Source organism: Citrobacter farmeri (assembly GCF_019048065.1).
GTDB classification, from domain to species: Bacteria; Pseudomonadota; Gammaproteobacteria; order Enterobacterales; family Enterobacteriaceae; genus Citrobacter_A; species Citrobacter_A farmeri.
Genome location: NZ_CP077291.1, coordinates 3,685,865 through 3,711,314, shown reverse-complemented (window position 1 = coordinate 3,711,314; position 25,450 = coordinate 3,685,865). Strand labels below are relative to the sequence as shown.

21 protein-coding genes, 3 tRNA genes and 3 rRNA genes are annotated in these 25,450 nt (G+C 52.2%); 16 read left to right on the top strand and 11 right to left on the bottom strand.

The annotated features are described in order from the left end of the window. Nucleotides 1-113 precede the first annotated feature (113 nt). From metQ to metN, 3 genes are read right to left on the bottom strand one after another with little or no spacing between them, the layout of a single operon-like run. Nucleotides 114-929, bottom strand: a complete 816-nt coding sequence (gene metQ, locus I6L53_RS17440) for a methionine ABC transporter substrate-binding lipoprotein MetQ (RefSeq protein ID WP_042323640.1) — start codon at nt 927-929, stop codon at nt 114-116. 38 nt (nt 930-967) lie between these two features. Continuing rightward, nucleotides 968-1,621: a methionine ABC transporter permease MetI gene (locus I6L53_RS17435; protein WP_042323638.1), complete on the bottom strand. Its 654-nt coding sequence runs from the start codon at nt 1,619-1,621 to the stop codon at nt 968-970. Continuing rightward, complete coding sequence (gene metN, locus I6L53_RS17430) at nt 1,614-2,645, bottom strand: methionine ABC transporter ATP-binding protein MetN (RefSeq protein ID WP_042323635.1); 1,032 nt, start codon at nt 2,643-2,645, stop codon at nt 1,614-1,616. Before metN ends, I6L53_RS17435 begins: the two co-directional genes overlap by 8 nt. A 189-nt stretch (nt 2,646-2,834) precedes the next feature. Here metN and gmhB point away from each other — a divergent pair, with 189 nt between their 5' ends. From gmhB to dkgB, 7 genes are all read left to right on the top strand, one after another. Further along, nucleotides 2,835-3,401, top strand: coding sequence for a D-glycero-beta-D-manno-heptose 1,7-bisphosphate 7-phosphatase (gene gmhB / locus I6L53_RS17425; RefSeq protein WP_042323633.1), 567 nt, complete (start codon nt 2,835-2,837; stop codon nt 3,399-3,401). A 367-nt stretch (nt 3,402-3,768) separates the two neighbouring features. Further along, a 16S ribosomal RNA gene (locus tag I6L53_RS17420) occupies nt 3,769-5,310 on the top strand. A gap of 87 nt (nt 5,311-5,397) precedes the next feature. Further along, nucleotides 5,398-5,472: transfer RNA gene (locus I6L53_RS17415), tRNA-Glu, on the top strand. Between the two features lie 182 nt (nt 5,473-5,654). Continuing rightward, a 23S ribosomal RNA gene (locus I6L53_RS17410) occupies nt 5,655-8,561 on the top strand. Between the two features lie 99 nt (nt 8,562-8,660). Continuing rightward, a 5S ribosomal RNA gene (rrf, locus tag I6L53_RS17405) occupies nt 8,661-8,776 on the top strand. The 16S, 23S and 5S rRNA genes sit together here with 2 tRNA genes alongside, the layout of an rRNA operon. Nucleotides 8,777-8,830: 54 nt before the next feature. Next, nucleotides 8,831-8,907: transfer RNA gene (locus I6L53_RS17400), tRNA-Asp, on the top strand. 164 nt (nt 8,908-9,071) lie between these two features. After that, on the top strand, nt 9,072-9,875 hold the full coding sequence (dkgB, locus tag I6L53_RS17395) for a 2,5-didehydrogluconate reductase DkgB (RefSeq protein ID WP_042324843.1): 804 nt from the start codon (nt 9,072-9,074) through the stop codon (nt 9,873-9,875). 22 nt (nt 9,876-9,897) lie between these two features. Here dkgB and yafC read toward each other — a convergent pair whose 3' ends face one another. Beyond that, nucleotides 9,898-10,812, bottom strand: a complete 915-nt coding sequence (gene yafC / locus I6L53_RS17390) for a DNA-binding transcriptional regulator YafC (protein WP_042324838.1) — start codon at nt 10,810-10,812, stop codon at nt 9,898-9,900. Between the two features lie 104 nt (nt 10,813-10,916). On the opposite strand from yafC, the gene I6L53_RS17385 reads away from it, so the two are divergent. The 3 genes from I6L53_RS17385 to I6L53_RS17375 all read left to right on the top strand — a co-directional run bounded on the left by I6L53_RS17385 (nt 10,917) and on the right by I6L53_RS17375 (nt 13,875). Further along, nucleotides 10,917-12,095: an MFS transporter gene (locus I6L53_RS17385; RefSeq protein WP_042324836.1), complete on the top strand. Its 1,179-nt coding sequence runs from the start codon at nt 10,917-10,919 to the stop codon at nt 12,093-12,095. A 131-nt stretch (nt 12,096-12,226) separates the two neighbouring features. Next, nucleotides 12,227-13,027, top strand: coding sequence for an endonuclease/exonuclease/phosphatase family protein (locus I6L53_RS17380; RefSeq protein WP_042324835.1), 801 nt, complete (start codon nt 12,227-12,229; stop codon nt 13,025-13,027). Between the two features lie 77 nt (nt 13,028-13,104). Further along, on the top strand, nt 13,105-13,875 hold the full coding sequence (locus tag I6L53_RS17375) for a class I SAM-dependent methyltransferase (RefSeq protein ID WP_042324833.1): 771 nt from the start codon (nt 13,105-13,107) through the stop codon (nt 13,873-13,875). Nucleotides 13,876-13,922: 47 nt separating this feature from the next. Here the strand turns inward: I6L53_RS17375 and mltD are convergent, their stop codons facing one another. Both mltD and gloB read right to left on the bottom strand, forming a co-directional pair. After that, a complete protein-coding gene (gene mltD / locus I6L53_RS17370) occupies nt 13,923-15,290 on the bottom strand; it encodes a murein transglycosylase D (RefSeq protein WP_042324832.1) in 1,368 nt (455 codons plus the stop codon). Nucleotides 15,291-15,361: 71 nt separating this feature from the next. Continuing rightward, on the bottom strand, nt 15,362-16,117 hold the full coding sequence (gloB, locus tag I6L53_RS17365) for a hydroxyacylglutathione hydrolase (protein WP_042324829.1): 756 nt from the start codon (nt 16,115-16,117) through the stop codon (nt 15,362-15,364). A 43-nt stretch (nt 16,118-16,160) separates the two neighbouring features. Between gloB and I6L53_RS17360 the strand changes: the two genes are divergently transcribed. Beyond that, nucleotides 16,161-16,883 (top strand): class I SAM-dependent methyltransferase, encoded by a 723-nt coding sequence (locus I6L53_RS17360; protein ID WP_042324827.1) that lies wholly within the window; start codon nt 16,161-16,163, stop codon nt 16,881-16,883. Here the strand turns inward: I6L53_RS17360 and rnhA are convergent. Beyond that, nucleotides 16,880-17,458, bottom strand: a complete 579-nt coding sequence (rnhA, locus tag I6L53_RS17355; protein WP_198034316.1) for a ribonuclease HI — start codon at nt 17,456-17,458, stop codon at nt 16,880-16,882. The genes I6L53_RS17360 and rnhA overlap by 4 nt on opposite strands. On the opposite strand from rnhA, the gene dnaQ reads away from it, so the two are divergent. Continuing rightward, a complete protein-coding gene (gene dnaQ, locus I6L53_RS17350) occupies nt 17,412-18,140 on the top strand; it encodes a DNA polymerase III subunit epsilon (RefSeq protein ID WP_084196665.1) in 729 nt (242 codons plus the stop codon). The genes rnhA and dnaQ overlap by 47 nt on opposite strands. A 131-nt stretch (nt 18,141-18,271) precedes the next feature. Further along, nucleotides 18,272-18,348, top strand: a tRNA-Asp gene (locus tag I6L53_RS17345). A 61-nt stretch (nt 18,349-18,409) separates the two neighbouring features. Here I6L53_RS17345 and I6L53_RS17340 read toward each other — a convergent pair. Together I6L53_RS17340 and fadE are read right to left on the bottom strand one after the other, a co-directional pair. Further along, the gene (locus I6L53_RS17340) at nt 18,410-19,180 is read right to left on the bottom strand and encodes an amidohydrolase (RefSeq protein ID WP_042324821.1); all 771 of its coding nucleotides are present in this window, start codon (nt 19,178-19,180) and stop codon (nt 18,410-18,412) included. 109 nt (nt 19,181-19,289) lie between these two features. Further along, nucleotides 19,290-21,734 (bottom strand): acyl-CoA dehydrogenase FadE, encoded by a 2,445-nt coding sequence (fadE, locus tag I6L53_RS17335; RefSeq protein WP_042324819.1) that lies wholly within the window; start codon nt 21,732-21,734, stop codon nt 19,290-19,292. Between the two features lie 239 nt (nt 21,735-21,973). Between fadE and lpcA the strand changes: the two genes are divergently transcribed. Both lpcA and I6L53_RS17325 read left to right on the top strand, forming a co-directional pair. Further along, entirely contained in the window at nt 21,974-22,552 is a 579-nt protein-coding gene (gene lpcA / locus I6L53_RS17330; protein WP_028017728.1) for a D-sedoheptulose 7-phosphate isomerase, read from the top strand. A 45-nt stretch (nt 22,553-22,597) separates the two neighbouring features. Then, nucleotides 22,598-23,365 carry a class II glutamine amidotransferase gene (locus I6L53_RS17325; RefSeq protein ID WP_042324817.1) on the top strand — a complete coding sequence of 256 codons (768 nt, stop codon included), beginning with the start codon at nt 22,598-22,600 and terminating at the stop codon, nt 23,363-23,365. Here the strand turns inward: I6L53_RS17325 and dpaA are convergent. Beyond that, nucleotides 23,336-24,076, bottom strand: a complete 741-nt coding sequence (gene dpaA / locus I6L53_RS17320) for a peptidoglycan meso-diaminopimelic acid protein amidase (RefSeq protein ID WP_042324816.1) — start codon at nt 24,074-24,076, stop codon at nt 23,336-23,338. The two genes, I6L53_RS17325 and dpaA, sit on opposite strands and share 30 nt — an antisense overlap. 349 nt (nt 24,077-24,425) lie before the next feature. Here dpaA and I6L53_RS17315 point away from each other — a divergent pair, with 349 nt between their 5' ends. Further along, nucleotides 24,426-25,172 (top strand): C40 family peptidase, encoded by a 747-nt coding sequence (locus I6L53_RS17315; protein WP_072015762.1) that lies wholly within the window; start codon nt 24,426-24,428, stop codon nt 25,170-25,172. On the opposite strand, the gene I6L53_RS17310 is transcribed toward I6L53_RS17315, so the two are convergent. Then, nucleotides 25,169-25,408, bottom strand: a complete 240-nt coding sequence (locus tag I6L53_RS17310; RefSeq protein ID WP_042324811.1) for a hypothetical protein — start codon at nt 25,406-25,408, stop codon at nt 25,169-25,171. The genes I6L53_RS17315 and I6L53_RS17310 overlap by 4 nt on opposite strands. Between the last annotated feature and the right edge of the window lie 42 nt (nt 25,409-25,450).

Here is a 25,450-nt window from a genome sequence, read left to right as displayed (position 1 = left end):
TTCCTCAATGAATGATCTAACTGTCACATATTGAATCAGGAGCTTGCATAAATGACAAGACGGGCAAATGCCCGTCCTGAATGATATTACAGATTGTGAAAAGCGCCTAAAAATTACCAGCCCTTAACAGCACCACCGTTGAAGACTTTATTTGCTGCTTCGTAAACTTCGTCAGACTGATAGGCCTGCACGAATTTCTTCACGTTCTCCGCATCTTTGTTATCTTCGCGGGTCACGATCAGGTTAACGTACGGGGAATCTTTATCTTCAACAAAGATACCGTCTTTCGCCGGCGTCAGGTTGATCTGGCTGGCGTAGGTTGTGTTGATCACCGCCAGGGCAATCTGCGCATCATCAAGAGAACGCGGCAGTTGAGGGGCTTCCAGTTCGACGATTTTCAGATTTTTCGGGTTCTCGACGATATCCAGTGAGGTCGGCAGCAGGCCTACACCATCTTTCAGTTTGATCAGGCCCACTTTCTGCAGCAGCAGCAGGGAGCGGCCCAGGTTGGTCGGATCGTTCGGAACCGCTACCTGCGCGCCATCCTGAAGTTCATCCAGAGATTTGATTTTTTTGGAATAGCCAGCGATCGGATAAACGAAGGTATTGCCTGCGGCAACCAGCTTGTACCCGCGGTCTTTGATCTGCTGATCCAGATACGGTTTGTGCTGGAAGGCGTTGGCATCGATATCGCCTTTGCTCAGCGCTTCGTTTGGCAGAACGTAGTCATTGAAGGTCACCAGTTCAACGTCCAGACCGTATTTTTCTTTTGCGACTTTTTGTGCGACTTCAGCAACCTGTTGTTCCGCGCCGACAATGACGCCAACTTTGATGTGGTTCGGATCTTTTTCATCCTGACCGCAACCCACGAGTGCCAATGAACCAATCAGGGCGCCTACTGCCGCAATGGTTTTGAATTTGAACGCCATGCTTATTTCCTTAATGTGATATTGGTGTTTTGTAGAACTTACTTGTGCGTTACAGTCCGGACGATGCGATCGCCTGCGAACTGAATTAAATAAACCAGAACAACGAGTAATACCAGTACCGTATTCATAACAGTAGCATTGTATCCAATATAGCCGTACTGATAGCCGATCTGTCCAAGACCGCCGGCACCCACAGCACCGCCCATGGCGGAATAGCCGACCAGGGTAATCAGCGTAATGGTCGCCGCGTTAACCAGCCCTGGCAGGGCTTCCGGCAGCAGCACTTTACGTACGATCTGCAACGGCGTTGCGCCCATTGCGCGAGAGGCTTCAATCAGGCCTGTCGGGATTTCCAGCAGGGCGTTTTCCACCATACGGGCGATAAATGGCGCCGCGCCGACGGTGAGTGGAACAATCGCGGCCTGCAAACCGATCGACGTTCCGACAATTACGCGAGTGAACGGAATCATCCATACCAGCAGAATAATGAACGGAATCGAACGGAAGATGTTCACGACCGCAGACAGCGTGCGGTAGAGTTTCGCGTTCTCAATGATTTGTCCGGGGCGCGTCACGTACAGCAGTACGCCAACGGGCAGACCGATCACAAAACCAAAGAAACCCGATACGAAGGTCATCGCCAGCGTTTCCCAGACGCCACGAACCAGCAGCCACATCATCGGCTCAGACATAACCCAGTACCTCTACTTTTACATGGTGTTCTTGCAGCCAGGCAATTGCGGCTTGCGTTTCTTCTTGTGTGCCGTGCATTTCAGTCAGCATGATGCCGAACTTCACGCCGCCAGCGTAATCCATCTGCGCGCTGATAATGTTGTTATTCACGTTAAAGCGGCGCGCCGTTTCGGAAAGCAATGGAGCATCAACCGACTGACCGGTAAATTCCATGCGCAGCATCGGAACGCTATCGGCTGTCGATTCCGCTTTGAGACGCGCCAGATAATCTTCCGGAATATCCAGGTGTAGTGTTGACTGAATAAACTTCTGCGCCAGAGGCGTTTTCGGATGAGAAAACACTTCGCTGACCGTATCTTGTTCAATCAGTTCACCGTTGCTGATAACGGCCACGCAGTCGCAGATTCGTTTAACCACGTCCATTTCGTGCGTGATCAACAGAATGGTCAGACCAAGACGACGGTTAATGTCTTTCAGCAGTTCGAGAATGGAGCGAGTGGTGGCAGGATCCAGCGCGCTGGTCGCTTCGTCGCACAGCAGCACTTTCGGCTGGCTTGCCAGCGCACGGGCGATGGCGACACGCTGCTTCTGACCACCGGACAGGTTTGCAGGGTAGCTGTCATGCTTATCACCCAGTCCTACGAGATCGAGCAATTCTGTCACGCGACGCTTAATCTCTTCTTTCGGCGTGTTGTCGAGTTCCAGCGGCAGAGCGACGTTGCCAAATACGGTCCGGGAGGACAGCAGGTTAAAGTGCTGGAAAATCATGCCAATCTGGCGACGTGCTTTAGTCAGCTCAGATTCAGACAGTGTTGTCAGCTCCTGTCCACCGACCTGAACGCTCCCTTCAGTCGGGCGCTCCAGCAGGTTTACACAGCGGATCAGCGTACTTTTACCGGCGCCGGAGGCACCGATAACGCCATAAATTTGTCCGGCAGGGACATGCAGGCTAACGTTGTTTAGCGCCTGAATGGTGTGGGTCCCCTGAAGGAAGACTTTGGTGATATTCGAAAGTTTAATCATTGATTATTTATTATCGTAATGAAGTTACCGTGGCATTTTCGTCTGTCTGATGCGGTCAAAAGCCGTCAACAAAATGGATGTTAAGGCATCCAGACGTCTAAATCAATCAGGGTTTCTACGATGAGCACTTTCTTGCCTGTCGAAACATGCGATACTAGCGCTACATGCCTTATTAAGGAGCTATAAAAGGTGGCAAAGTCCGTACCCGCAATTTTTCTCGACCGTGATGGCACGATTAATGTCGATCACGGCTACGTACATGAAATCGACGAGTTCGAATTTATCGAAGGTGTTATTGATGCCATGCGTGAGCTTAAAACTCTGGGCTATGCGCTGGTGGTTGTCACCAACCAGTCAGGAATTGCGCGCGGTAAATTTACCGAAGCGCAGTTTGAGACATTAACAGAGTGGATGGACTGGTCACTGGCCGATCGCGATGTCGACCTCGACGGTATCTACTACTGTCCGCACCACCCGCAGGGCAGCGTGGAAGAGTACCGCCAGGTCTGCGATTGTCGTAAACCGCATCCAGGTATGTTGATCTCGGCCCGCGATTTCTTACACATTGATATGGCGGCGTCTTATATGGTGGGCGACAAACTAGAAGATATGCAGGCAGCGGCGGCGGCAGGCGTTGGGACAAAAGTGTTAGTGCGTACCGGTAAACCCATCACTCCGGAAGCAGAAAATGCGGCCGATTGGGTATTAAATAGCCTTGCTGACTTGCCATTAGCGATAAAAAAGCAGCAAAAATAAGCATTATGGTTAAAAGGTGAGCGGTTGAAATAAATCTGCATTTTTCCGCTTGTCTTCCTGAGTCGACCCCCTATAATGCGCCTCCATCGACACGGCGGATGTGAATCACTTCACACAAACAGCCGGTTCGGTTGAAGAGAAAAATCCTGAAAATCAGGGTTGACTCTGAAAGAGGAAAGCGTAATATACGCCACCTCGCGACAGAGCGCTGAAGCGCGTCGCAACTGCTCTTTAACAATTTATCAGACAATCTGTGTGGGCACTCAAAGTGACATGGATTCTTAACGTCGCAAGACGAAAAATGAATACCAAGTCTCTGAGTGAACACGTAATTCATTACGAAGTTTAATTCACGAGCATCAAACTTAAATTGAAGAGTTTGATCATGGCTCAGATTGAACGCTGGCGGCAGGCCTAACACATGCAAGTCGAACGGTAACAGGAAGCAGCTTGCTGCTTCGCTGACGAGTGGCGGACGGGTGAGTAATGTCTGGGAAACTGCCCGATGGAGGGGGATAACTACTGGAAACGGTAGCTAATACCGCATAACGTCGCAAGACCAAAGAGGGGGACCTTCGGGCCTCTTGCCATCGGATGTGCCCAGATGGGATTAGCTTGTTGGTGAGGTAACGGCTCACCAAGGCGACGATCCCTAGCTGGTCTGAGAGGATGACCAGCCACACTGGAACTGAGACACGGTCCAGACTCCTACGGGAGGCAGCAGTGGGGAATATTGCACAATGGGCGCAAGCCTGATGCAGCCATGCCGCGTGTATGAAGAAGGCCTTCGGGTTGTAAAGTACTTTCAGCGGGGAGGAAGGGGTTAAGGTTAATAACCTTAGCCATTGACGTTACCCGCAGAAGAAGCACCGGCTAACTCCGTGCCAGCAGCCGCGGTAATACGGAGGGTGCAAGCGTTAATCGGAATTACTGGGCGTAAAGCGCACGCAGGCGGTCTGTCAAGTCGGATGTGAAATCCCCGGGCTCAACCTGGGAACTGCATTCGAAACTGGCAGGCTTGAGTCTCGTAGAGGGGGGTAGAATTCCAGGTGTAGCGGTGAAATGCGTAGAGATCTGGAGGAATACCGGTGGCGAAGGCGGCCCCCTGGACGAAGACTGACGCTCAGGTGCGAAAGCGTGGGGAGCAAACAGGATTAGATACCCTGGTAGTCCACGCCGTAAACGATGTCTATTTGGAGGTTGTGCCCTTGAGGCGTGGCTTCCGGAGCTAACGCGTTAAATAGACCGCCTGGGGAGTACGGCCGCAAGGTTAAAACTCAAATGAATTGACGGGGGCCCGCACAAGCGGTGGAGCATGTGGTTTAATTCGATGCAACGCGAAGAACCTTACCTGGTCTTGACATCCACAGAACTTGGCAGAGATGCCTTGGTGCCTTCGGGAACTGTGAGACAGGTGCTGCATGGCTGTCGTCAGCTCGTGTTGTGAAATGTTGGGTTAAGTCCCGCAACGAGCGCAACCCTTATCCTTTGTTGCCAGCGGTCCGGCCGGGAACTCAAAGGAGACTGCCAGTGATAAACTGGAGGAAGGTGGGGATGACGTCAAGTCATCATGGCCCTTACGACCAGGGCTACACACGTGCTACAATGGCATATACAAAGAGAAGCGACCTCGCGAGAGCAAGCGGACCTCATAAAGTATGTCGTAGTCCGGATTGGAGTCTGCAACTCGACTCCATGAAGTCGGAATCGCTAGTAATCGTGGATCAGAATGCCACGGTGAATACGTTCCCGGGCCTTGTACACACCGCCCGTCACACCATGGGAGTGGGTTGCAAAAGAAGTAGGTAGCTTAACCTTCGGGAGGGCGCTTACCACTTTGTGATTCATGACTGGGGTGAAGTCGTAACAAGGTAACCGTAGGGGAACCTGCGGTTGGATCACCTCCTTACCTTAAAGAACCTGCCTTTGTAGTGTCCACACAGATTGTCTGATGAAAAGTAATGAGCAAGACGGCTACGAAGTCGTGACATATCGTGTCCCCTTCGTCTAGCGGTTAGGACTCCGCCCTTTCACGGCGGCAACAGGGGTTCGAATCCCCTAGGGGACGCCACTTGCTGGCTGTGGGTGAAAGACACAACCAATCAGTATCTCAAAACTGACTTCAGAGTCATGTTTGAGATATTTGCTCTTTAAAAATCTGGATCAAGCTGAAAATTGAAACGACACACAGTCAATGTGTGTTCGAGTCTCTCAAATTTTCGCAATCAGAAGTGAAACATCTTCGGGTTGTGAGGTTAAGCGACTAAGCGTACACGGTGGATGCCCTGGCAGTCAGAGGCGATGAAGGACGTGCTAATCTGCGAAAAGCGTCGGTAAGGTGATATGAACCGTTATAGCCGGCGATGTCCGAATGGGGAAACCCAGTGCAATCCGTTGCACTATCGTTAAGTGAATACATAGCTTAACGAGGCGAACCGGGGGAACTGAAACATCTAAGTACCCCGAGGAAAAGAAATCAACCGAGATTCCCCCAGTAGCGGCGAGCGAACGGGGAGCAGCCCAGAGCCTGAATCAGCATGTGTGGTAGTGGAACGGTCTGGAAAGGCCGGCGATACAGGGTGACAGCCCCGTACACAAAATTGCATGTGTTGTGAGCTCGATGAGTAGGGCGGGACACGTGGTATCCTGTCTGAATATGGGGGGACCATCCTCCAAGGCTAAATACTCCTGACTGACCGATAGTGAACCAGTACCGTGAGGGAAAGGCGAAAAGAACCCCGGCGAGGGGAGTGAAAAAGAACCTGAAACCGTGTACGTACAAGCAGTGGGAGCCTCTTTTATGGGGTGACTGCGTACCTTTTGTATAATGGGTCAGCGACTTATATTCTGTAGCAAGGTTAACCGGATAGGGGAGCCGAAGGGAAACCGAGTCTTAACTGGGCGTTAAGTTGCAGGGTATAGACCCGAAACCCGGTGATCTAGCCATGGGCAGGTTGAAGGTTGGGTAACACTAACTGGAGGACCGAACCGACTAATGTTGAAAAATTAGCGGATGACTTGTGGCTGGGGGTGAAAGGCCAATCAAACCGGGAGATAGCTGGTTCTCCCCGAAAGCTATTTAGGTAGCGCCTCGTGAACTCATCTTCGGGGGTAGAGCACTGTTTCGGCTAGGGGGTCATCCCGACTTACCAACCCGATGCAAACTGCGAATACCGAAGAATGTTATCACGGGAGACACACGGCGGGTGCTAACGTCCGTCGTGAAGAGGGAAACAACCCAGACCGCCAGCTAAGGTCCCAAAGTCATGGTTAAGTGGGAAACGATGTGGGAAGGCTCAGACAGCCAGGATGTTGGCTTAGAAGCAGCCATCATTTAAAGAAAGCGTAATAGCTCACTGGTCGAGTCGGCCTGCGCGGAAGATGTAACGGGGCTAAACCATGCACCGAAGCTGCGGCAGCGACACTATGTGTTGTTGGGTAGGGGAGCGTTCTGTAAGCCTGTGAAGGTGTGCTGTGAGGCATGCTGGAGGTATCAGAAGTGCGAATGCTGACATAAGTAACGATAAAGCGGGTGAAAAGCCCGCTCGCCGGAAGACCAAGGGTTCCTGTCCAACGTTAATCGGGGCAGGGTGAGTCGACCCCTAAGGCGAGGCCGAAAGGCGTAGTCGATGGGAAACAGGTTAATATTCCTGTACTTGGTGTTACTGCGAAGGGGGGACGGAGAAGGCTATGTTGGCCGGGCGACGGTTGTCCCGGTTTAAGCGTGTAGGTGTGTGTTCCAGGTAAATCCGGTTCACTTTAACACTGAGGCGTGATGACGAGGCACTACGGTGCTGAAGTAACAAATGCCCTGCTTCCAGGAAAAGCCTCTAAGCATCAGGTAACATCAAATCGTACCCCAAACCGACACAGGTGGTCAGGTAGAGAATACCAAGGCGCTTGAGAGAACTCGGGTGAAGGAACTAGGCAAAATGGTGCCGTAACTTCGGGAGAAGGCACGCTGATATGTAGGTGAAGCGATTTACTCGTGGAGCTGAAATCAGTCGAAGATACCAGCTGGCTGCAACTGTTTATTAAAAACACAGCACTGTGCAAACACGAAAGTGGACGTATACGGTGTGACGCCTGCCCGGTGCCGGAAGGTTAATTGATGGGGTTATCCGTAAGGAGAAGCTCTTGATCGAAGCCCCGGTAAACGGCGGCCGTAACTATAACGGTCCTAAGGTAGCGAAATTCCTTGTCGGGTAAGTTCCGACCTGCACGAATGGCGTAATGATGGCCAGGCTGTCTCCACCCGAGACTCAGTGAAATTGAACTCGCTGTGAAGATGCAGTGTACCCGCGGCAAGACGGAAAGACCCCGTGAACCTTTACTATAGCTTGACACTGAACACTGGTCCTTGATGTGTAGGATAGGTGGGAGGCTTTGAAGTGTGGACGCCAGTCTGCATGGAGCCGCCCTTGAAATACCACCCTTTAATGGCTGGTGTTCTAACGTAGGCCCGTTACCCGGGTTGCGGACAGTGTCTGGTGGGTAGTTTGACTGGGGCGGTCTCCTCCTAAAGAGTAACGGAGGAGCACGAAGGTTAGCTAATCCTGGTCGGACATCAGGAGGTTAGTGCAAAGGCATAAGCTAGCTTGACTGCGAGCGTGACGGCGCGAGCAGGTGCGAAAGCAGGTCTTAGTGATCCGGTGGTTCTGAATGGAAGGGCCATCGCTCAACGGATAAAAGGTACTCCGGGGATAACAGGCTGATACCGCCCAAGAGTTCATATCGACGGCGGTGTTTGGCACCTCGATGTCGGCTCATCACATCCTGGGGCTGAAGTAGGTCCCAAGGGTATGGCTGTTCGCCATTTAAAGTGGTACGCGAGCTGGGTTTAGAACGTCGTGAGACAGTTCGGTCCCTATCTGCCGTGGGCGCTGGAGAATTGAGGGGGGCTGCTCCTAGTACGAGAGGACCGGAGTGGACGCATCACTGGTGTTCGGGTTGTCATGCCAATGGCACTGCCCGGTAGCTAAATGCGGAAGAGATAAGTGCTGAAAGCATCTAAGCACGAAACTTGCCCCGAGATGAGTTCTCCCTGACTCCTTGAGAGTCCTGAAGGAACGTTGAAGACGACGACGTTGATAGGCCGGGTGTGTAAGCGCAGCGATGCGTTGAGCTAACCGGTACTAATGAACCGTGAGGCTTAACCTTACAACGCCGAAGATGTTTTGGCGTGAGAGACAGAGACAATTTTCAGCTCAGATTCAGATTATGTCACTTTGTGGAAACGGGGTGATGAAACAGAATTTGCCTGGCGGCAGTAGCGCGGTGGTCCCACCTGACCCCATGCCGAACTCAGAAGTGAAACGCCGTAGCGCCGATGGTAGTGTGGGGTCTCCCCATGTGAGAGTAGGGAACTGCCAGGCATCAAATTAAGCAGTAAACTGGTGTAAAAATCAGTGGTTGTAGAAAAATTCGGTGGAGCGGTAGTTCAGTTGGTTAGAATACCTGCCTGTCACGCAGGGGGTCGCGGGTTCGAGTCCCGTCCGTTCCGCCACTTATTAAGAGCCCTGAGTTCATACTCAGGGCTTTTTCTTTGCCTGAAATTCAATTATTGCTAAAAACGCAAAAATCCTCTGCTTTATCTGTTCTTTTTCCGCACAACGTAAAACGTCATAATCCTCTCAGTTAACGAACATGATGAATAGAAGAGGAATTATTATGACAATCCCAGCATTTGGTTTAGGTACCTTCCGTCTTAAGGACGATGTGGTTATTGCATCCGTAAAAACAGCCCTGGAGCTCGGTTACCGCGCTGTCGATACTGCACAAATCTATGATAATGAAGCTGCAGTCGGTCAGGCTATTGCTGAAAGCGGCGTTCCACGCAGTGAGCTGTATATTACGACCAAGATCTGGATTGAGAATCTGAGCAAGGACAAACTGATCCCAAGCTTGAAAGAGAGCCTGAAAAAACTGCGTACTGAGTATGTAGATCTCACGCTGATCCACTGGCCATCCCCAAACGATGCCGTATCGGTTGAGGAATTCATGCAGGCGCTGCTGGAAGCGAAAAAGCAGGGGCTGACGCGTGAAATCGGTATCTCTAACTTCACTATCCCGTTGATGGAAAAAGCCATTGCGGCGGTGGGCGCGGAAAATATCGCGACTAACCAGATCGAGCTGTCTCCTTACTTGCAAAACGGTAAAGTGGTTGACTGGGCGAAAGAGCACGGTATCCACATTACATCTTACATGACGCTGGCATATGGTAAGGCATTGAAAGATGAAGTGATTGCCCGCATCGCGGCGAAACACAATGCCACCGCCGCTCAGGTGATCCTGGCATGGGCGATGGGCGAAGGTTACTCAGTCATTCCCTCTTCCACTAAGCGTGAAAACCTGGCGAGCAACCTGCTGGCGTTGGATCTGACGTTAGATGCCGAAGATAAAAAAGCGATCGCTGCTCTGGATTGCAACGATCGCCTGGTTAGCCCGGAAGGTCTGGCACCACTGTGGGATTAATGCGTTAACCCCCTGAACGCCTTTAACCCTCTTTCACAGCTCCTCCGGGAGCTGTTTTTATATGTTCACTCAGAAAGTCGATAAATGCCCGGATACGTGTGCTCACGGCACGATCGCTATAATAGACTGCGCTGAACGGCATCTCCACGGGCAGACGTTTATCTGCCATCAGCTCCACCAGATCACCCCGAGCGATTTCCCGATCAATCATGTAGTCTGACAGGCATGCAATGCCGTTTCCACTGAGGCATAGCTGTTTAAGCGTTTCGCCGCTGTTTGATGAAATTCCACATGCAATCTCATGAAGTTGGCCATCGTTGCAGGCGACGGGCCAGGTGTTGAGAGATACGGGTTCAGTGAAGCCCAGGCACAGGTGCTCCTTTAACTCTTCTACCGTTTCAGGCCTACCAAAACGATCAAGGTAGTCTGGCGAAGCGATAATCTTCCGATAGCTGTTAAAGAGCGGTCGGGCACGCAGGCTGGAATCCGTCAGTGTGCCGGCCCGGATTGCAACATCTACTTTCCTCTCGATCAGATTGATGAAAGTTTCAGAGGAGACAAGAGAAAGAGTAATTTCTGGATAACGTTCGCGAAAAGGTTTTATCAACGGCATCAGAAAGTGCAGCATCACCGGCGTGGCGGCATCGATACGCAGCATACCGCGTGGGGTATTGCGTGTCTCCATGATTTCCGTCTCCGCTGCCGCCATCTCCTGTAACAAAGACTGGACGCGGCGAAAATAACGTTCGCCTTCTTCTGTCAGACTTAGCTGCCGGGTCGTACGGTTGAGCAAACTTACGCCGAGCTTCATTTCCAGCTTTTTGACCGCCCGGCTTACCGCTGAGTTTGCCTGACCTAACTGCTCTGCCGCCCGGCTGAAACTTCCACTTTCAACCACTGAAACAAAAATGGCGAGTTCTTCTGAAGTTGCTTTCATTTTTGCACCCGAAGCAAAATTGTATTGAGATTTTGGATATTTTTGTTATTAAACCATCCAGGCATACTGCGTGTCATCCGAATACTGATGATATGGAGTGATTTATGCCTCTTGCGTTATTTGCACTGACAATAAGTGCCTTTGCTATTGGCACAACCGAATTTGTGATTGTGGGTCTGGTGCCAACAATTGCCGAACAGTTGGCTATCTCTCTGCCTTCCGCGGGGATGCTGGTTTCCATCTACGCTCTGGGTGTGGCGATTGGGGCGCCGGTACTGACGGCATTGACCGGACGTCTGCCGCGTAAACAACTGCTGATTGCACTGATGGTCCTGTTCACGGCGGGAAATTTGCTGGCGTGGCAGGCTCCTGGCTATATGACGTTGGTAGCGGCCCGTTTGCTCACCGGCCTGGCTCATGGTGTGTTTTTCTCGATTGGTTCTACCATTGCCACCAGTCTGGTGGCAAAAGAAAAAGCCGCTTCTGCCATCGCTATTATGTTTGGTGGTTTGACGGTAGCTCTGGTGACTGGGGTCCCTTTGGGGACATTCATCGGTCAGCATTTTGGCTGGCGCGAAACCTTCCTTGCCGTTTCAGGATTAGGCGTTATTGCGTTGATCGGCAGTCAGTGGCTCATTCCGGCGAACATCCCGGGGCGCGCTGCGGCGACGCTGCGCGATCAGGTGAGCGTCTTAACGCACCCACGTTTGCTGATCATCTATGCGATCACGGCTCTGGGCTACGGCGGCGTCTTTACTGCGTTTACCTTTCTGGCACCGATAATGCAAAATCTGGCCGGTTTCTCACCAGCTGCGGTGAGTTGGATCTTATTAGGCTATGGCGTATCGGTGGCGGTAGGCAACATCTGGGGAGGAAAACTGGCGGATAAACATGGCGCAGTGCCGGCTCTGAAATTCATTTTCGCCGCACTGTTTGTCCTGCTGATCGTCTTTCAGTTTACTGCCTCCATGCAGTATGCCGCGCTGGCAACGGTTCTGGTGATGGGGATCTTTGCCTTCGGTAATGTACCGGGTCTGCAGGTCTATGTGGTGCAAAAAGCCGAGCAATTTACGCCGAACGCGGTGGATGTGGCATCCGGACTTAATATCGCGGCCTTTAACATTGGGATTGCCATTGGTTCCGTAGTCGGAGGACAGACGGTAGAGCATTTGGGTCTGGCGCAAACGCCGTGGATTGGGGCGGTGATTGTCCTGGGCGCCTTCCTGTTGATGGGCGTTAGTGGTCGGCTGGATAAACCCGCTCGCGTTGCGGTGTTGGGCTAAGTACCTGATGTAAGCGCGTGCTTACAAAACAATCTGCAATTGGTCGTTGAAAGTGTGAGCTAAAATCCCTATAACAGAAGAACCAGTCCGGCTCCGGGCTGGTTGACGTTACAGAGGTTTGAAAGTCAAAAGTGCGAAAAAACACCTATGCCATGCGCTATGTTGCCGGACAACCCGCTGAGCGGATTTTGCCGCCCGGGTCATTTTCGAGCATCGGCCAGGCATTACCCGCCGGGGCGCCGTTAAGCAGTGAGGATCGGATCCGTATCCTGGTGTGGAATATCTTTAAGCAGCAGCGAGCGGAATGGCTTTCGGTGCTGAAAAATTTTGGTAAAGATGCGCATCTGGTGTTGTTACAGGAAGCACAGACGACGCCGGAACTGGTGAGGTTTGCGACGGCGAATTACCTGGCGGCCGATCAGGTGCCGGCATTTGTGCTGCCTCAGCATCCTTCAGGGGTGATGACGCTCTCATCTGCCCATCCTGTATACTGTTGCCCGCTTCGCGAGCGTGAGCCTATCCTGCGACTGGCGAAATCGGCACTGGTCACCGTTTATCCATTACCAGATACGCGACTGTTGATGGTCGTTAATATCCATGCGGTTAACTTTAGCCTGGGGGTCGATGTGTATAGTAAACAGTTACTTCCCATCGGTGACCAGATTGCGCATCACAGTGGGCCAGTGATTATGGCCGGAGATTTTAATGCCTGGAGCCGACGCCGTATGAATGCGCTGTATCGCTTCGCGCGCGAAATGTCGCTGCGCCAGGTGCGTTTTACTGACGATCAGCGCCGTCGTGCGTTTGGTCGTCCTCTGGATTTTGTCTTTTATCGTGGTCTGAACGTTAGCGAGGCTTCTGTACTGGTCACGCGTGCATCCGATCACAATCCGCTACTCGTTGAATTCAGTCCCGGCAAACCTGTGCAGTAAGGTGTGTCAGGTCTGCCGTTGGGGCAGACCTGTAGTGGTGCTGCCCTTTATCTTGCAAACAACCAAAGGACAGCATAATGACAACACACTCCCACCACGACAACGTCGAAAAGCAGTTTGGCTCTCAGGCTAACGCCTATTTAACCAGTACCGTACATGCATCTGGTCGTGACTTACAGCGACTGGCTGAACGTCTGTCTGCTTTCCCACAGGCCTGTGTGCTGGACATGGGCTGTGGCGCCGGGCATGCCAGCTTTATCGCCGCTCAGAATGTGAAACAGGTGGTGGCTTACGATTTATCTTCGCAGATGCTTGAGGTTGTTGCGCAGGCGGCAAAAGAGAAGGGATTAACCAACATCACCACAACGCAGGGTTATGCTGAAAGCCTGCCGTTTGAGGATGGCCTCTTTGATGTCGTTATCAGCCGCTACTCGGCCCATCACTGGCACGATGTCGGCAGAGCGCTGCGTGAAGTCCATCGGGTATTAAAACCGGGCGGAGTGCTGATTATTATGGATGTGATGTCACCAGGACATCCGGTTCGCGATGTCTGGTTACAGACGGTTGAAGCATTGCGCGATACCTCGCACGTTCGCAACTATTCCAGCGGCGAGTGGCTGGCGCTGATGAATGACGCAAACCTGATTGTCGATTCGTTGATAACCGATCGTTTGCCGCTGGAGTTCAGTTCATGGGTGGCGAGAATGCGTACGCCTGCTGAACTGGTGGATGCCATTCGTCTTTATCAGGTGAGCGCCTCTGCAGAGGTGAAAAACTACTTCGCCTTACAGGACGAGGGATCGTTTACCAGCGATACCATCATGGCAGAAGCACATAAAGCGGCATAAATAAAAAAGGCACCGGGGGAATCGGTGCCTTTTAATATTGCGAGCTATCAGGAGTCTGGCGTGTTGTTGTTTTTCACAAACAACGTCAGTTGATCGCCGGGCTTCAGATTGTCCGTATCGTTGTTCCAGCGCATGACATCTTTGATGTTAACGCCGTGACGTTTGGCAATGCTTGAAAGCGAATCGCCCTTACGTACACGATAGGTAATGCTGTCGCTGTTTTTAGCCAACTGTTGTGCACTGTTACCAGCACCCACAGTCAGACTTTGACCTACTTTCAGCGTTGAACCGCGCAGTCTATTCCACTGTTGCAAATCCTGCGTGCTCACGCCGAGACGTGAAGCAATGCCGGAAAGCGTATCGCCAGAGCGAACGGTATAGCTACGGCTATTCAGCGGGGTGTTATCTGCCACCAGCGTGGACTGTACCGCTGCAATTTCGCCAGATGCCAGAGATTCACGCAGCTTCTCCGCATGCTTCTTTGGTACCATCACGTATTGCGGGCCGCTTGCGCCCAGCGTGGAGCCTTTCACACCAGCATTAAATGTCTTCAGCTTGCTGACGGGAATACCCGCCATATCGGCAACCTGCGCCATTTCAACCGGACTGCTTAAACGAACACGCGCCAGTGCACGGCTTTCGTCTGTGGTTGGCAGACGTACGCCATAACGTTTACTGTTCTTGAGAATATCACTCAGAGCCAGCATTTTTGGCACGTACAGCTTCGTTTCCTGAGGCAATGGCAACGACCAGAAATCGGTGGATTTCCCACGCGCTTTGTTCGTTTTGATCGCCTTCATGACCCGACCTTCGCCGCTATTATAAGCCGCAACGGTCAGCAGCCAGTCACCGTCAAACATTTTGTTCAGACGCTGCATCATGTCGAGCGCTGCGGTTGTGGAAGCCACAACATCGCGACGCGCGTCATAACTGCGGGTCTGTTTTAAACCATAATTGCGCCCCGTGCTCGGAATGATCTGCCAGATGCCTGCGGCATTGGCGCCAGACGTCGCGTGAGGATCAAAAGCGCTCTCCACTATGGGTAGTAGTACCAGTTCCATCGGCATGTTACGTTTCTTAACTTGCCCGGCTATCCAGTACATATACGGCTCTGCCCGTAAGGTTACATCGTGGAGATAGCTCTTATTGCGTAAATATTTCTGTTTTTGTTCGCGAATCCGGTCATTTTCCGGAATTCCCATCTTTAGCTCGTCGCCAATGAAAGCCCACAAGTCTTGATCCGGCGCGAGGGACGTCCCATCGTCCATCCATCGTGCCTGACTCGTAAACTTTCCTGCTTCCCCTTGACCAGCTGCAGAAAGGCTCTGTGCGTGCTGTTGGACATTGCCAGCGTTTTGAGACGACTGGCAACCCACGAGCAGGACAGAGGCGAGTAAGATCGCTTTTGCCTTCATGTGTGTGTCAATAGTTGCTTAAAAGACGACCGATCATAACGGCGAAGTTTTGAAAAGGCAACCAGGAATTATCAGAAGCTGTCTTTCTTTGACCTTAACCAGGCAAATCGCTCTTCAGGGTGTTGCAATATTGTTTCTTTGTTAATTTCATTAATTAAATCAATGTCTTCTGTTCTTAAAAAAATATTATTTTGCCGCTCATTTTTCAGAATAACGGGTAGTGTCATTTGTTTTTTTACCCGTAACTCATTAACTTTACGATAATAATCATTTATGAACGAATCGTGCGGTAGGATACTCAGTGCAAACGTTAGATTTGCTAAAGTATACTCATGAGCACAACAAATAAGTGTATCGTCTGGAAGTGCGGATATTCTTTTAAGCGATTGATACATCTGGCTTGCAGTACCTTCGAACAGGCGTCCACAACCACCAGAGAACAGCGTGTCACCGCAAAAAAGATAAGGGTGGCTAAAGTAACAGATATGTCCTAAAGTGTGACCGGGAGTAGCAAATATACTAAATTCATGCCCCAAAATGAGGGCGGAATCGCCATCTTCGACTACATGAGTGACCCCCTTATCTTGTGTCTCTGCCGGTCCGTAAACCACTAGCTCAGGAAAGTTCTGTATCAGTTCTTTCACGCCGCCGACATGGTCGTGATGATGGTGGGTGAGTAAAATGGCCTCCGGCTGCCACTGATTTTCAGCAATGCTTTTTAACACCGGCGCGGCGTCACCTGGGTCCACAATCAGGCAACGTCCTTCATCATTACTCAGAACCCAGATGTAATTGTCCTGAAACGCCGGAATACTGTTAAGATTCATAAATTACCTCTCTATCTATGTCTATGCATAACGGATGGTTGTGATGAAACCGGCAAGGAACCCTCAAACACTCGTAGCACCCGATCGCTGGGGCGATTTGCCCTGGGGAGAGTACTATCGTGAGGCGCTGGAAAAACAGCTAAACCCATGGTTTGCAAAAATGTATGGTTTTCACCTGCTTAAGGTGGGCAATTTAAGTGCAGAAATCAATTCCGAATCCTGTGCGGTTTCGCATCAGGTTAATGTTTCTGCCAAAGGTTCACCGGTCCAGGTACAGGCCGATCCGCTTCATCTGCCTTTTGCCGACAAATCTGTCGATGTCTGTCTGCTGGCGCACACGCTACCCTGGTGCGCCGATCCCCATCGCTTACTGCGTGAAGCCGATCGGGTACTCATTGATGATGGCTGGCTGGTGCTGAGCGGATTCAACCCGGTAAGTCTGATGGGACTACGCAAACTGGTGCCGGTATTGCGTAAATCTTCGCCTTATAATAGTCGTATGTTTACACTGATGCGCCAACTGGACTGGCTGTCGCTGCTGAATTTTGAGGTGCTGCACTACAGTCGGTTTCACGTGTTGCCATGGAAAAAGCAGGGGGGAACGATGTTAAGTGCGCACCTTCCTGCACTGGGCTGTATGCAGGTGATTGTGGCGCGCAAGAGAACGATTCCACTTACGCTCAATCCAATGAAACAGAACAAAGCGAAAGCGCGGATACCTCAGGCTGTCGGTGCGACCAGGCAGTATCGTAAGCCGGACGTTTAGGCTTCGGGCTGATAGCCAACGTCTTCCTGAGTGGGGCTCATTGCGGCTGCACGGGCAAGCTCATCGCAACGCTCGTTTTCCGGATGACCGGCATGCCCTTTTACCCACTCCCATTTGATCTGATGCTGCCCGAGTGCGGTATCAAGACGCTTCCAGAGATCGACATTTTTTACCGGTTTTTTGTCGGCGGTTTTCCAGCCGCGTTTTTTCCAGTTGTGGATCCATTGGGTGATTCCCTGGCGCACATACTGGCTGTCGGTGCTCAAAATGACTTCGCACTGTTCTTTCAGGGCTTCCAGGGCGACTATCGCCGCCATCAGTTCCATGCGATTATTGGTTGTGAGGTTATAGCCTTCACTAAAGGTTTTCTCGCGCCCGCGATAGCGTAAAATTGCACCGTAACCACCCGGACCTGGATTGCCCAGGCACGAACCATCGGTGAAAATTTCTACCTGTTTAAGCATCTCTGGTAGACTTCCTGTAATTGAATCGAACCGTAAAACGACAAGTCTGACATAAATGACCGCTATGAGCACTGCAATTACACGACAGATCGTCCTCGATACCGAAACCACCGGTATGAACCAGATTGGCGCGCACTACGAAGGACACAAGATCATTGAGATCGGTGCCGTCGAGGTAGTAAACCGCCGTCTGACGGGGAATAACTTCCATGTCTATCTGAAGCCAGACCGGCTGGTGGATCCGGAAGCGTTCGGCGTCCACGGGATTGCGGATGAGTTCCTGCTGGATAAGCCAACCTTTGCCGAGGTGGCGGATGAATTTCTCGACTATATCCGCGGGGCGGAGTTGGTCATTCATAACGCGTCGTTTGATATCGGCTTTATGGACTACGAGTTCGGTAAGCTCAATCGTGATATCCCGAAAACGAATACCTTCTGTAAAGTCACGGATAGCCTGGCGCTGGCGAGGAAGATGTTTCCTGGCAAGCGTAACAGCCTGGATGCGTTGTGCTCGCGTTATGAGATAGACAACAGCAAGCGTACGCTGCACGGCGCATTGCTCGATGCCCAGATTCTGGCCGATGTTTATCTGATGATGACCGGTGGGCAGACGACGATGGCGTTTTCGATGGAGGGGGAAACCCAACGGCAGGACAATACGGGGATCCAGCGACTTGTGCGTCAGGCCAGCAAATTACGCGTCGTTTTCGCCACTGACGAGGAAGTGGCAGCCCATGAATCGCGCCTCGACCTGGTGGAAAAGAAAGGGGGAAGTTGCCTCTGGCGGGCGTAGAAAGTCTGTTTATGAGGTAAAAATCGTCGCCTGGGCGATTTTTACAGCAAACGATTAAAAACGCGAGAAAAAGCGTTGACGAGGTGCGTGGCAATCCGTAATATTCGCTTCGTTCCCAAGGGGAACAACGCGGAGCGGTAGTTCAGTTGGTTAGAATACCTGCCTGTCACGCAGGGGGTCGCGGGTTCGAGTCCCGTCCGTTCCGCCAACATTCAGAAGTCCTGAGTCAGCAATGACTCAGGACTTCGCCGTTTTAGCTTTGCTAAATATTAACCCAGTGTGAAATCATCGGCATCCTGCCAGGCCGGGAAGGTTTCCCGGTACTCTTTCAACGCACTTAGCGACAGTTCGGCATCAATGCGCGTGGCCTGATGGGCTTCTGCCGTGGCGATCACTTCCCCCTGGGGATTGATAACCCGACTGTCTCCACGATAATGATGGCCGTTACCGTCGGTGCCGACGCGGTTGCACCCGGCAACATATGCCTGATTTTCGATAGCGCGCGCCGCCAGCAGTGTCTGCCAGTGCAAAGAGCGGGGAGCAGGCCAGTTGGCGACATACAGCGCCAGATCGTAATCATTCAGATTGCGTGACCACACCGGGAAACGCAGGTCATAACAAACCAGCGGGAGAATGCGCCACCCGCGCCATTCCACGATCACACGGCGGTTGCCTGGCTGGTAATGATGATGTTCGTCCGCCATGCGAAACAGGTGGCGCTTGTCATAAAAGTGAACTGTCCCTTGCGGCTCCACCAGAAAAAAGCGATTCACCGCCCCCTGCTCACCGGAGATGGCGGCACTCCCGGCCACCAGCGCATCGGTCTGTTGCGCTTTAGCGCGCAGCCAGGCGATAAGCTGCTCCTCCGTAAGCGACTGCCCGGCGGCTTCCATCGCAAAACCGGTCGTGAACATCTCCGGTAAAACGATCAGGTCCCGTCCGGTTACGGTTTCCAGTTGACGGTCGAAGTGACGCAAATTGGCCGGGCCATCCATCCAGACCAGCGGTTGTTGCAGCAGCGTAATTTTCAAACCAGGCACGGTAGGGCCTCCTTGTTGAACAGCATTCTGACACTGTAGCACGTGCTTTCAGGAAACGTGGGCGATAAAAAGCCCCGCCGAAGCGAGGCTAAAAGGTTATGCATAAGCGTTATGCGGCTTCGATTTTACGTACTTTTTCTGGCAGCTTTACCGGCTTCGTCGCCAGCTCCTCTGGTTCAAAATCATCCACATTAATGCTGCGCAGACGGCTTTCTTCCGCCTTGATCAGAATGGCCGCTTCCTCTTTGTCGATTAAGCCTTTTGCCAGGGCGTTTTGCGCCAGTTCATCCAGACGGGTAAACGGCAGGTTTTTGCCAATTTCTTTGCAAATACGCTGGTGGATTGGGTCGGCGGCCATCACGTCCAGCAGCGCCTCTTCCAGTAATCCCACCGGGTTATGCTCGCTCGGCGTCAGGTACTGACCACGACCAATGCGGTCACGGGTGGCGCTTGGAACCTGCAAAATTTTCGCGACTTTGTGATCCAGCTTGTCCGACGGGGCCAGATAGTGACGACCGGTTGGGAAAATAACGACCTTCAGCAGCCCGGCAACCAGACGGTTCGGGAAGTTTTGCAGCAGATCGTCGATCGCCTGTTCCGCTTTATACAGTGCATCCTGAACGCCCCAGTGAACCAGCGGCAGATCGGCTTCATGGCGGCCTTCATCGTCATAACGCTTCAGTACCGCAGAGGCCAGATATAGCTGACTCAACACATCACCCAGACGGGCGGAGATGCGCTCGCGGCGTTTCAGACTGCCGCCCAGCACCGCCATCGAAACGTCGGAGAGCAGCGCGAGGTTAGCGCTCAGACGGTTAAGGTGCTGATAATAACGCTTCGTCGCATCGCGGGTGGGCGTTTGGCTGGTTAAGCCGCGCGTCAAACCCAGCCAGAAGCTGCGCACCTTGTTACTGCCGACGTGGCCGATATGTTTGAACAGCAGTTTATCGAACGCATTCACATCATTGTTCTGCGCCGCCGCCATCTCTTCCAGCACATACGGATGGCAACGAATCGCCCCCTGGCCAAAGATCATCATGCTACGGGTCAGGATGTTGGCACCTTCCACAGTGATAGCAATCGGCGCGCCCTGGTAGGCCCGCGCGAGGAAGTTACCTTCGCCAAGCATAATGCCCTTGCCGCCGGTAATATCCATCGCGTCGATAATCGACTGTTGGCCGCGGTGGGTACAGTGATACTTCACAATAGCCGACAGCACCGCCGGTTTCTCACCCAGCATAATGCCGTAGGTGATGAGGGACGCTGCTGCATCCATTACGTAGGCGTTACCGGCAATGCGTGCCAGTGGTTCTTCGATCCCTTCCATCTTACCGATGGAGATTTTAAATTGACGACGAATATGGGCGTAGGCACCGGTCGCCATCGCGACGGATTTCACCCCGCCGGTAGAGTTTGACGGTAGAGTAATGCCGCGACCTACCGACAGACATTCCACCAGCATACGCCAGCCCTGACCGGCCATTTTCGGGCCGCCGATGATGTAATCGATCGGCACAAATACGTCTTTACCGAGCGTCGGACCGTTCTGGAACGGGACGTTCAGCGGGAAATGACGACGACCAATTTCCACCCCTGGCGTGGAGGTAGGGATCAACGCGCAGGTGATCCCCAGTTCTTCATCGCCGCCTAACAGTTTATCCGGGTCGGAAAGTTTAAACGCCAGTCCCAGGACGGTAGCGATAGGCGCAAGCGTGATGTAACGCTTGTTCCAGGTCAGGCGCATCCCCAGCACCTGCTGACCCTGCCACTCACCCATGCAGACGACACCGGTATCCGGAATAGCCCCCGCATCGGAACCCGCTTCCGGGCTGGTCAATGCGAAACAAGGGATCTCCTGACCACGCGCCAGGCGGGGCAGGTAATGGTCTTTTTGCTCTTGCGTACCGTAATGCTGCAACAGTTCGCCAGGGCCTAAAGAGTTCGGAACGCCCACGGTGATCGCCAGGATCCCGGAGACGCCGGACAATTTTTGCAGAACGCGAGACTGCGCATAAGCGGAGAACTCCAGCCCGCCGTACTCTTTCTTAATGATCATCGCGAAGAAGCGATGTTCTTTCAGGAATGCCCACAGCTCCGGCGGCAGATCGGCCAGCTCATGAGTGATCTGAAAGTCATTCGCCATACGGCACGCTTCTTCTACCGGACCGTCGATGAACGCCTGTTCTTCGGCGGTCAGACGCGGTTGCGGGTAGTTATGCAGTTTTTTCCAGTCCGGTTTGCCCTGGAACAGATCGCCTTCCCACCAGGTGGTACCGGCATCAATCGCTTCTTTCTCCGTACGTGACATCGGCGGCATAACCTTACGGAAGCCGCGGAAAACCGGCGCGGAGATCATCGACTTACGCATCGGCGTAAAGTTGAATGGCACGAGGATAATGGCCAGAGGCACCAGCAGCCAGACGGACCACAGTCCGGCAACACCCAGCGCCGCTGTCCAGACGAGCAAAATCAGGCTGCTGAGAAATAAGCTCACGCGGTGATAGAACAGCGCGCCGAGCAGAACGACCGTAGCGAGAATACTCAAAATCATCATAACGAAAAGCTCCCTTGCTTGTAGGAGGTCTGACCACTTGTGATGTTATGGTTGTAGTGGATGTAAAATCTTTTATCAATGTGTTTACAAAATAATTACAACAAAGCTCACATTGTTGCCGTTTTCCGCGGCACGAAAAATCAAAAGCCGTCGCCATTGGTGTGGCTTATGCTTCTCGCTGCCAGTGCTATCCGGTACACTGCATCCTGTCATTTACATTCATGCTGAAGGATATCCTCATGTACCAGGATCTTATTCGTAACGAACTGAACGAAGCGGCGGAAACGCTGGCTAATTTTTTAAAAGATGACGCCAATATTCACGCTATTCAGCGCGCGGCGGTCCTGCTGGCAGACAGTTTTAAAGCGGGTGGTAAGGTACTGTCCTGCGGTAACGGCGGCTCTCATTGTGATGCCATGCACTTTGCAGAAGAGTTGACGGGGCGTTATCGCGAAAACCGTCCGGGCTATCCGGCCATTGCGATTTCCGACGTCAGCCACATCTCCTGCGTCAGCAATGATTTCGGTTACGACTACGTCTTTTCCCGTTATGTGGAAGCGGTAGGGCGCGAAGGCGATGTGCTGTTAGGCATCTCAACGTCCGGCAATTCGGGTAACGTGATCAAAGCCATCGCCGCGGCGCGCGAGAAGGGGATGAAAGTGATCACCCTGACCGGTAAAGACGGCGGCAAAATGGCCGGTACCGCCGATATCGAAATCCGCGTTCCGCATTTCGGCTATGCTGACCGTATTCAGGAAATTCATATTAAAGTGATTCATATCCTGATTCAGCTGATCGAAAAAGAAATGGTTAAATAAGTCTTCGCCGGGGGCCTTACGCCCCCGCTGTTGTGGAGGTGATGTATGTGCGAACTGCTCGGGATGAGCGCCAATGTGCCTACCGATATCTGCTTTAGTTTTACCGGGCTGGTTCAGCGAGGAGGAGGAACCGGGCCGCACAAAGACGGCTGGGGCATCACCTTCTATGAAGGCAAAGGCTGCCGGACGTTCAAAGATCCGCAACCTAGCTTTAATTCCCCCATCGCCAAACTGGTACAGGACTACCCGATCAAATCCTGCTCCGTGGTTGCCCATATTCGCCAGGCGAACCGGGGCGAAGTGGCGCTGGAGAACACCCATCCCTTTACGCGCGAACTGTGGGGCCGCAACTGGACCTACGCGCACAACGGGCAGCTTTCGGGTTATAAAACGCTGGAAACCGGCAATTTTCGCCCGGTCGGTGAAACCGACAGCGAAAAGGCATTCTGCTGGCTGCTGCACAAACTCACCCAGCGCTACCCGCGTACGCCTGGCAATATGACGGCAGTGTTCAGGTATATCGCCACGCTGGCAGGCGTACTGCGTGAGAAAGGGGTCTTTAACATGCTGTTGTCAGATGGCCGCTACGTGATGGCATTCTGCTCAACGAATCTGTTCTGGATCACCCGCCGCGCGCCGTTTGGTGTGGCGACGCTACTGGATCAGGATGTAGAAATTGATTTCAGCTCAGAGACCACACCCAACGATGTGGTCACTGTCATTGCCACGCAACCGCTGACAGGAAACGAAACCTGGCAAAAGATTATGCCAGGCGAATGGGCATTATTTTGTCTCGGGGAGCGCGTAGTTTGACGCCAGCTGCGGCTGGACCACTTCGTGACTCAACGGCTTGCTGACCACATAGCGGCCGTCGACAACAGAAACGGTCGGCGGCTTGCGGGTCTGCTCAAAGTAATCGTATCCCGGCTTTAACTGCGACCAGAACTCTTTGTAATAGGAATATTTGTGGCGTTGCATGTTGGCATCGGTCATGCGGAAGGGATAAATACTGACCTGAACACTCGACTGCCCAAAGACCAGCGCGCCAGTGACAAACTGGAAAATCTCATCGATGCCGCTGTCGGTCATGGCGTAGCAGCCGACGGAGACGCAGGCACCGTGAATCATCAGATATTTGCCTTCGTAACCGTGCGCGCGGTCATAGGCGTTCGGGAAACCAATATTGATGGCTTTATAAAAGCGGCTATCGGGTTTGAGCTGACTGCGCTGGACGTTATAAAAACCTTCCGGACTTTTAAAGTCCCCCTGGCGCTGTTTTGGACCTAAACCACCGGAGTAATTACAAATCTTGTAGCTGTCGAGAAGTTGATACTGTTCACCCATCTTGACATAGAGATCGAGCGCGCGCTCTTCCTTGAAGATCTGTATATAGACCGGCGATCCCATCAATTGCTGCTTATATTCTTTGCTGATCGGCGTTGTGGAGCTATTGCTACTCAGCAGGCCGGCGAATGACACGCACGGGATCAAAAGCATCGCAATAAATAATGCGATTTTACGCATACTGCTTGTTCCTTGATAAAACGATTGCACACGCCAGAACGGCAAATAATAAGATCCCCAAATCGGACTAATCTGGATTTGGTGCGCTCACATTAACACCACGACAGTTTTTCGCAAGTCTCTCATGATGCGTTTACAATTTATACAGCACGTTTGTCGTGAGCGCAGTCAGAACCTGACCTGCTCTGTCCGTTATTGAAGAAAGGATGTCAGGGACGCCAACAGGAGTCCTTGCTATGCAATTCACTGATAATAAACCATTAATTTTTTAATTATTGATTATTAAGCCTGGTCATTTCATCGCCTGGTTAAACTGTGGCCTCACTGTTTATTTAGGTTATGTTTTTTTATGTTTTTTTCAGGTGCTCCGCGCTTCATTCTGCCGGGGCTGCTATCGTTGTGCGTCATTTATTCACCGTGGTCTGCAGCATCTTCCCATCAGACATTAAGCTATGCCGCGAAGCTGCGGATGCATAACCGCGAACGACTGCTCGGTAAATATCAGGCGAAACTCAGAAGGCAGGCGCATTATATAGTCTCCGGAACGCCGGCCAGCAAAAAAGCGCTGCGCCAGCACAACCGTGTGCTGCTTGAACAGCATCCGGAGTGGTTTCCGGGACCGTTGCGTGCGGACAGTCATCGCTGGCAGGCGCTGGCGGAAAATAAAGATTTCCTCAGCAGTGACCACTTGCAGAACATCACGGAAGTGGCCATACATCGCCTGGAAGAGCAACTCGGGAAACCTTACGTATGGGGAGGCATCAATCCGGATCGCGGATTTGACTGCAGCGGGCTGGTCTTCTACGCCTACAACAAAATCCTGGCGGCGAAATTACCGCGCACGGCAAATGAAATGTATCACTATCGTCGGGCAACGATTGTCTCTCACCGCGACCTGCGCCGTGGCGATCTGCTGTTTTTCCATATTCACAGCCAGGAGATTGCCGATCATATGGGGGTCTATCTGGGGGATGGGCAGTTTATCCAGTCACCGCGTACCGGCGAAACTATTCGGGTGAGTCAGTTATCCGACCCGTTCTGGCAGGATCACTTTCTCGGCGCGCGCCGGATCCTGAAAGAAAATACCATCATCTAACAGGCAAACAGCAGCAGTACGATGGAGACAATTGTCACCGTTCCTGCCAGCAAGAGATCGACAGGTTCAATAAGCGGCACCCGTGCGGCAATCGGGGCGACTGCTGATTGCTTTTCATTATGCTTTTTCAGCTCTTGCTGGCGCACAAATGCCGGATATGTGTACCTGCGTGCCTCAGGGTCATCGTACTGAAAGGCATTTTCAAAATGATTCGGGATATCCCGTTCAATGATCACCCATCAATCCTTTTAAATGAGCAGACAGTTGAAGTGCAACAT